Annotated in this window: 8 protein-coding genes; 2 read left to right on the top strand and 6 right to left on the bottom strand. The window is 54.5% G+C overall.

Going from position 1 to position 7,722, the window contains the following annotated elements; translation table 11 throughout:
* Window positions 1-700 (top strand): YfbK domain-containing protein (locus ABJQ89_RS18830; RefSeq protein WP_348497693.1); only part of this gene is annotated, 700 nt, incomplete at its 5' end.
* A 164-nt stretch (window positions 701-864) separates the two neighbouring features.
* On the opposite strand, the gene ABJQ89_RS18835 is transcribed toward ABJQ89_RS18830, so the two are convergent.
* The 6 genes from ABJQ89_RS18835 to ABJQ89_RS18860 form a co-directional block, all read right to left on the bottom strand.
* Window positions 865-1,335, bottom strand: a complete 471-nt coding sequence (locus ABJQ89_RS18835) for an Hsp20 family protein (protein WP_348497694.1) — start codon at window positions 1,333-1,335, stop codon at window positions 865-867.
* Window positions 1,336-1,477: 142 nt separating this feature from the next.
* A complete protein-coding gene (locus tag ABJQ89_RS18840; protein WP_348497695.1) occupies window positions 1,478-2,254 on the bottom strand; it encodes a trypsin-like peptidase domain-containing protein in 777 nt (258 codons plus the stop codon).
* Window positions 2,255-2,286: 32 nt separating this feature from the next.
* Window positions 2,287-3,105: a S1 family peptidase gene (locus ABJQ89_RS18845; protein WP_348497700.1), complete on the bottom strand. Its 819-nt coding sequence runs from the start codon at window positions 3,103-3,105 to the stop codon at window positions 2,287-2,289.
* A gap of 58 nt (window positions 3,106-3,163) precedes the next feature.
* On the bottom strand, window positions 3,164-4,483 hold the full coding sequence (gene glcF / locus ABJQ89_RS18850; RefSeq protein ID WP_348497696.1) for a glycolate oxidase subunit GlcF: 1,320 nt from the start codon (window positions 4,481-4,483) through the stop codon (window positions 3,164-3,166).
* Window positions 4,480-5,595 (bottom strand): FAD-binding protein, encoded by a 1,116-nt coding sequence (locus ABJQ89_RS18855; protein WP_348497697.1) that lies wholly within the window; start codon window positions 5,593-5,595, stop codon window positions 4,480-4,482. The genes glcF and ABJQ89_RS18855 overlap by 4 nt, the downstream gene beginning before the upstream one ends.
* Window positions 5,596-5,650: 55 nt before the next feature.
* A complete protein-coding gene (locus ABJQ89_RS18860; protein WP_348497698.1) occupies window positions 5,651-7,099 on the bottom strand; it encodes an FAD-linked oxidase C-terminal domain-containing protein in 1,449 nt (482 codons plus the stop codon).
* Between the two features lie 87 nt (window positions 7,100-7,186).
* Here ABJQ89_RS18860 and ABJQ89_RS18865 point away from each other — a divergent pair.
* The coding region (locus tag ABJQ89_RS18865) for a DUF599 domain-containing protein (protein ID WP_348497699.1) at window positions 7,187-7,722 on the top strand (536 nt) is incomplete at its 3' end.

Below are 7,722 nucleotides of genomic sequence, written 5' to 3' on the forward strand. Positions count from 1 at the left end.
CATTTTCGAAGAACGTGAAAGCGGGACTTACCTGTCAGTCCTGGGTTTTGGTCGTGGCAATCTGGATGATGCAACGATGCAGGCCTTGGCGCAGAACGGCAATGGCAATGCGTCTTACATCGATAGCCTTCCAGAGGCGCAGAAGGTTCTAGTTGACCAATTGACGGGTGCGCTCTTCCCTATTGCGAATGATGTGAAGGTGCAGGTGGAATTCAATCCTGCGACCGTGTCTGAATATCGTTTGATCGGCTATGAAACCCGTTCGTTGCGCCGTGAAGATTTCAACAATGACAAGGTAGATGCAGGCGATATCGGGGCAGGCCATCAGGTGACGGCGCTCTATGAAATCACGCCCGTGGGCAATGCGGGGCAAATCGATGAGCTGCGCTATGGTGAAGTTGTGACTGGCGGTGCGTCGGACGAGCTAGGCTTTCTGAAGTTGCGGTTCAAAGCACCGGGCGCAACAGATAGCGTTCTGATCGAGCAAGCAATTGCGACGGATTTGCAGGGCGATAGCGAGCTTCGCTTTGCGGCGTCGATCGCGGGTTTTGCTGAGCTGCTCCGCAAGAGTGATCGCTTGGGTGAATGGACCTACGACAATGCGGTCGCGCTCGCCAATACATCACGCAGAGATGATCCGTTTGGCTACCGCGCAGAGGCGATCCGCTTGATGCGCCTTGCGGCTTCGCTTGATCAGTAAAACGCAAAAAGGCCCGAGTGGGAGGAGCTCGGGCCTTTCGCTGGGATGTAGGAGAAACCGTTGAAGCGTTGTCAGATTTAATCTGAGCCACTTAACACTGCCTGAAATCAAAGATTTCAACGCGATAAGTGGCAGCTCGTTTTGAAAGTTAAAATCGAAACCTTCTAGTTTACGGCTTTTGCCTCGACTACATCTTTCTGGACACTGCCCGCTCGGGCAATTTCGATTTGGCGCGGTTTTAGCGCTTCGGGGACTTCCCGTGTCAGGTCTACGTGGAGCATGCCGTCTTCATGGCTGGCTCCGGTGACGCGCACATGATCGGCGAGATGGAAGCGACGCTCAAATGCGCGGGTCGCAATGCCGCGATGCAGATAGCTGCGCTCAACACTGTCTCCCTCGGCCTTGCGCGCAGAGATAAAGAGCGCGCCTTCCTTCACTTCGACGGACAAATCAGCGTCCGAGAACCCGGCGACAGCAATCGAGATGCGATAAGCGTCATCAGCGGTCTTTTCGATGTTGTATGGGGGGTATGTATTGGCGCTGACGTCCTTGGACATAACACGGTCCATAATGTCAGTAATTTGGTCAAAACCAATAGTCGCGCGGTGCATAGGCGCAAAGTCAAAAGTACGCATGGGTCATCCTCACTTGAGCAATAACAATATGTTAGCGGCCTTCCCATTCGGGACCGACCAGTGTGACGCAGCCCAGATTTGGCGCTGCGTTGGAATAAAGGTGGGAACGGTGAAAAGGCGTTTCAAGAGCCTTTTCTAATTTTTAGTCGCCTACACGCAAAAATCGCGCTTGTGACGTTTGGCGACTGCTGCTGTCAACGGTGATACGTTTTTCGGCCGTTGACCTGCGTACAGGCGCATTGCGCAACTGTTGTTTCAGGCTTTCGACACGTGCTCCAAGTTCCATACCAAAAGCGACGCGTTTGCCGTTTGATAGACCGATAGCAGACGTCAAAGAGAGGACGCGATAGCGACCATTCTCACGTGCAAAAATGGCGGAGCCAGACGAACCATACGTGACATCGCAATCCATAATGACCAGTCCGCGATCCCGTTGTAGGATATTGCAGGCACGCTGCCATGACATCTGTTCATTGCGACCGCGCCCGTAGGAGACGATGCTGACGGGTCCGTCAATCGCGTCGCCAGAGTGGAGCGCGAATGGCGATGCAATGGACGTTGGAATGGGATCATCCAAAAGGATCAAGGCAATGTCCGAAATGACCCGCGCCCGCGTCAATGGACCGGGGAAGTCATAGGCTGCGTCGACTGCGAGACGATAGCCACGGCGCTCTGCCAAGGCTTCGCCATTGGTCAGCGCTGCGCGAAAGGTCAGTTCGTCGGGGCGATACTGTTCCTTTGTGCCGCTCTTGTAGACGCAATGTGCGGCGGTCAGGACAAGGTCCGACGCGATCAAAGTCGCGCTACAGGTGCTCGCACCTGTGTCGAGCCGACCTACCGCTTCTAGCCCAAGGAAATCGTCTCGTTGGGTTAGGGATGTGAGCGACGTGCTCTTTTGGGCATGTGCCGCAACAGGCATCAAAGCGATGCAAATAAGAGCAATCAGCCGCCTCATGGTTTGACAAATTTAGCGCCCGATATTGCACGCCCTTCTGTCGTAATCGAGCTACGGCTTTCCGCATTTCCAGCAACACTAAAACGTCCGCGTCCTGCGGCAAGTTCGGCGCGCAGACGCGCCAGCGGGCTTTCCAATGCGGTGCCGAGAGAGACGGGGATCCCCTTTACCTCAGCCTTTGCAGAGACGACTGAAACGATCTTGGCAACATCGTCCGTAATGCTGAAAATTGGCGCGCCCGATGAGCCGAAATTCACATCGCATGACATGACTAGAACACCCTTTTGCCGTGCCATGACATGGCACGTGTCTTGCAGAGACGGCGCTTCAGAACGATCAAGAGCATAGGACACGATGCCGATTTGATCGCCTTTTGCAGGGCGTTCGGCGGTTTCAAAGGGGATAACTTGAGTATTGCGAATAGGGCTGTCGAGCTCGATCAAGGCAAGATCATTGCGCACCCGATCGGTCGATGCCGTTCCATCATATGTATAGTCCGGATGCACGACTGCGCGACGTACCTTGCGATAGGCTGAAGCGCGTCCGTCGCGCCACCCTGCGCGGAATTCCATGATATTATGATCTACCCGTTCGCCAGAGGTTCGATCAAACAGGCAATGCGCTGCTGTCAGCACAAGATCAGGCGCAATGAGCGCCCCTGTGCAAAAACCCTTACCTTCAACGTCGAGCCGACCAACGGCTTCCCAACCACGTGATTCATCGCCTGTATTGAGACGCTTCAACGGGCTGGATTGTGCGGCTGCCGTTTGCGCGACAGCCAGTGACAATAAGACCAGAAATACGATCCGCAAAATTGCTGCCTCCGAAATGCTAAGCCTGTCCTAAGGACAGGTTGAGGCAAGAATAAGGCGTTTAGCGCAAAACAGGAACGTCTGACGCGATGTAGTTTGCATACATTTTTGCAGGCTTTGGACCGCCTGTTGCCCAGTCCAAAAGCTCCACAGTATGAACCACAGGAACTCCCGCTGCAGAGCCGATTTGCATCATGCACCCAATGTTGCCCGCCGCAATCACATCTGGATTTTTTGCCATTAATTCAGTGACTTTGCGGTCTTTGAGTTGCGTTGAAATCTCTGGTTGCATCAGGTTGTAGGTTCCCGCAGAGCCACAGCAGAGATGGCTGTCTTTTGGTTCAACCACACGAAACCCAGCGCGTTTGAGCAAATCTTTGGGGGCTGTTTTGATTTGTTGGCCATGCTGAAGCGAGCAAGCCGCATGATAGGCGATGGTTAAATCAGGCGCCCCACCAGCAGGCAGATCGAGGTCTTTCAGCACTTCGCTGACATCCTTGGCGATAGATGCGACGCGTTTTGCGTCGATTTCCAGTGGATCGCCTGCAAACATGTGGCCATAGTCTTTTACCGTCGTGCCGCAGCCAGATGTGTTGATCACGATCGCATCGAGGCCGCCGTCGTCCATTTCTGCCGTCCATGCGGCAATATTTTTGGCGGCCGCTGCATGGCTTTCGCTTTGTTTGCCCATGTGATGGGTCAGCGCGCCGCAGCATCCTTGCCCCTTGGCGACAACAACCTCACATCCCAAACGCGTCAACAAGCGGATCGTGGCGTCGTTGATATCCGTGTCGAGCGCGCGTTGTGCGCAGCCCGTCATCAATGCCACGCGTTTCTTGCGCGGCTCTACCGGCGCAAAGCTTTGTGGGTCATCATTGCGGCTCACCGGCGGCACCTGTTTGGGCGCCATAGAAATCATTGCGCGCAGGCGTTTGTCTGGAATGATTTTTGAGAAGGGGCGCGCTATTTTCGCGCCAAGTAGAGCGACACGGAAGCGCATCGGATAAGGAAGGATTTGCGCCAAAACCCAACGCAGTGCCCGTTCGCTCAAGGGGCGTTTGTAGTTTTCTTCAATGTAGTTTCGCGCGTGATCGACCAGATGCATATAATGCACGCCAGAGGGACAGGTGCTCATGCAGGCCAAACAGCCAAGGCATTTGTCGATATGGCCAACGGTCTTTGCATCGGGAACGCGACCCGTTTCCAGCATGTCCTTAATCAGGTAGATGCGCCCACGCGGGCTATCGAGTTCGTCACCAAGGACTTGGTAGGTGGGGCAGGTCGCGGTGCAAAATCCGCAATGCACACAGGAGCGCAGGATTTGGTTAGAGCGCTTGATCGCAGGGTCCTGCATCTGCGCATCGGTGAATTCGGTTCTCATGAGAGGTCTCCCATCAATCCGGGATTGAACAGACCCTTTGGGTCGAAACGGGCACGCAGATCAGCGCTGATCTTTGCGAGCGGTGTAGGTTCAGGGTGAAAGCGTCCAAGCTTGGCAAAATTATCTGTACCTGCGCGCATAAGAGTTGCATGGCCAGCGACAGTCATCTTCGCCCGTATATCTGTCCCAGAAGGCAATTCTGCCCAAATCAGCCCACCGCCCCAATCAAGCAATGTTTTGCTGGGCTGTACTTGCTCGAGGAATTCAGGAGCATCACTTGGCTTGACGGAAATGCGCCAAAGATCGCCTTGCCCCTTTGCAAAGGCGCGCGCATCGCGAATATCGCTCCACAGCGCTTCGCATGTTTCTTGATCCTCAATCTGCTCGATTGCGCCAAACGCCGCTAAGTTTTTCATGAGGCTTTCGGCGCGATAGCGCACCGATGCTTCAAAACCCTCAAAGCGCAGTAGAACGCTGCCATCGGCATCGCGGGCCGCGCCAGACACTTCAAACGGAGAACCAAGCGCTGAGGACATGGCATCTATAGCTTGTTGTGCCGAAAGATCGGCCAAGCGAAGGCTGACCTGAAACTCCACATTTGGCAGCACTTTCAAGGACACTTCGGACAGAACACCCAGCGTGCCATGTGCGCTGCTCATGAGTTTGACCAGATCATAGCCAGTCACGTTTTTCATCACGCGGCCACCGTTTTTAACGATGTTACCTGCGCCATCCACAAATCTGACGCCAAGCATAAAATCGCGGCAGGCACCGACGGCAATACGGCGTGGTCCAGAAGCGTTGCTTGCTGCGACGCCGCCAATAGTGCTTTCGCCGCTTGTGCCCAAAGCGTCGTTCAAATTCGGGGGCTCAAATGCGAGCCTTTGGTTTTCTGCTTTCAAAGCATTGGCTATTTCTTGAACAGGCGTGCCTGATCCTGCAACCACGGTCAAAGCGCCCGGTTCATAAAGGCTGATACCTGACATCCCCGTGGTGTCCAGAATAGGACCATCGTCAGCGTTAAGAACGCGGGTTCCACCACCGCGAATGGCGAATGGGGTCGTCGCGGCAGAAATCAGTTCGGCCAGTTCGGCCTCAGACGTTGGGGTCATCTTATTTGATCCTTAAAATCTTGGGTGAGCGCAAAGCGCTTGAGCAGACGCCGCTTTATTCGGCAGCCGTTGACACAGCGCGTCGGCTGTCAGAGGCATCGAGCGGAAAGACCTTAGCAGGGTTCAAGAGCCACTTTGGATCGAACACGTCTTTGATCGCCATCTGTGCCGCGAGGTCCGCAGGGTCATATTGCACATGCATCAGATCGCGTTTTTCGATGCCGACGCCATGTTCACCCGTGAGGCAGCCGCCCGCTTCCACACAAAGCTTAAGAATTTCCGCGCCCATCGCTTCGCAGGTTTCCAGATCGCCATCCTTATTGGCATCAAACAGGATCAGCGGATGCATATTGCCATCCCCCGCATGGAAGACGTTGCCGACGTCGAGCCCGAATTCTTCGGATATTTCACCAATACGTCTTAGGACCATGGGCAAGGCTGAAACGGGGATAGTTCCGTCGAGACACATATAGTCGTTGATCTGCCCCATCGCACCAAAGGCGCTCTTGCGTCCCAGCCAGATACGCGCGGCTTCATCGCCATCGCGCGCTTCTCGGAATTCAACAGGGTTATGTTTGCTTGCGATTTCGCGGATCAAGGCGAGCTGCGCATCAATTTCCGCATCGGACCCCTCTACCTCGATGATCAACAATGCCTCGCATAGGGGATAGCCCGCCTGCGCGTAGTTCTCGACGACTTCGATCACACGGCGGTCCATAAATTCGATCGCGACGGGCAGAACGCCTGCTTTGATGATGTCGGACACACAGGCGCCTGCCACCTCGTTGCTGTCAAAGCCAACAAGGGCAGGGCGCGCACCCTCGGGCTTATGCAGGATGCGCAATGTGGCTTCGGTGACGACGCCCAACTGCCCTTCTGAACCGCAAATAACGCCGAGCAGGTCAAGCCCGCTGCTGTCGAGATGCGCACCGCCGATTTCGACGATCTCGCCGTCCATCATCACCATCTTCACGCCCATGAGGTTATTGGTGGTCACCCCATATTTCAGACAATGCGCACCGCCAGAGTTCATCGCGATATTACCAGCAATCGCGCAGGCGAGCTGACTTGATGGATCGGGCGCATAGAAGAAATCGTTTTCTTCGACGGCGCCAGACACGCTCAGATTTGTGCGCCCCGTTTGTACACGAATGATGCGATTGGCATAATCTGTTTCCAGCACGTCATTCATGCGCGCAATGCCAAGGATCACGCAATCTGACGTCGGCAGCGCGCCGCCAGCAAGCGATGTTCCAGAGCCGCGCGGTACAACAGGTACGTTCATCTCATGGCAGATGCGCAAGACACCCGACACTTCTTCAGTGCTGCGGGGGAGAACGGCCAAGAGCGGCGGACACTTGTACGCGGTCAACGCATCGCACTCATACGCGCGGGTTTCGGATTCTTCGTGAATCACGGCATCTTCAGGGAGCACGGCCAACAGGCGCGCGACCAGCTCGTCCTTGCGTGACAAAACGATGTCGCTGGGGTTTGGCATTTCCATGAAATTCGCTCCCTTGGCTAATTGGTAATAAAATATAACCAATTTATGAGATTGGCAAGCTGTCTTTTTTACGACTATGACAGAAGCATGGAATTGCTAGACCGCCTTACCCTGTTTTCACCCTTGGATTATTCCGCAATAATTGGGTTGATCCTGCTTTGGTTGCTCATAAGTTGGCGGATTGAACATCCCTCAGAAAAGAACCCATCAGTCTCTGTGGTCATGGCCGAATACCGCCGTGAATGGATGCGCCAGATGATCACGCGCGACCCGCGCATCTATGACGCAACCATTCTCGGAAACCTGCGACAAGGGACGGCGTTCTTTGCGTCGGCAAGTATGATTTCCATTGGCGGAATCCTTGCTCTGGTTGGGAATACAGAACAATTGATCGGTATTGCCGGCGATTTGAGCATTGATCACGTGCCCGAAATTGTTTGGGAGGTGAAACTGATAGTGACGTTGTTCTTCGTCACGAACGCATTTCTTAAATTTGTCTGGTCGAACCGCCTGTTTGGCTATTGCGCCGTCGTCATGTCATCAGTCCCAAACGAGATTGATCATCCGCTCACAATGCCGCGCGCGATGAAAGCGGCGGAAATCAATATCACTGCGGCGCGTGG

This window comes from Planktotalea sp., from assembly GCF_039984035.1.
Lineage (GTDB): Bacteria > Pseudomonadota > Alphaproteobacteria > Rhodobacterales > Rhodobacteraceae > Planktotalea.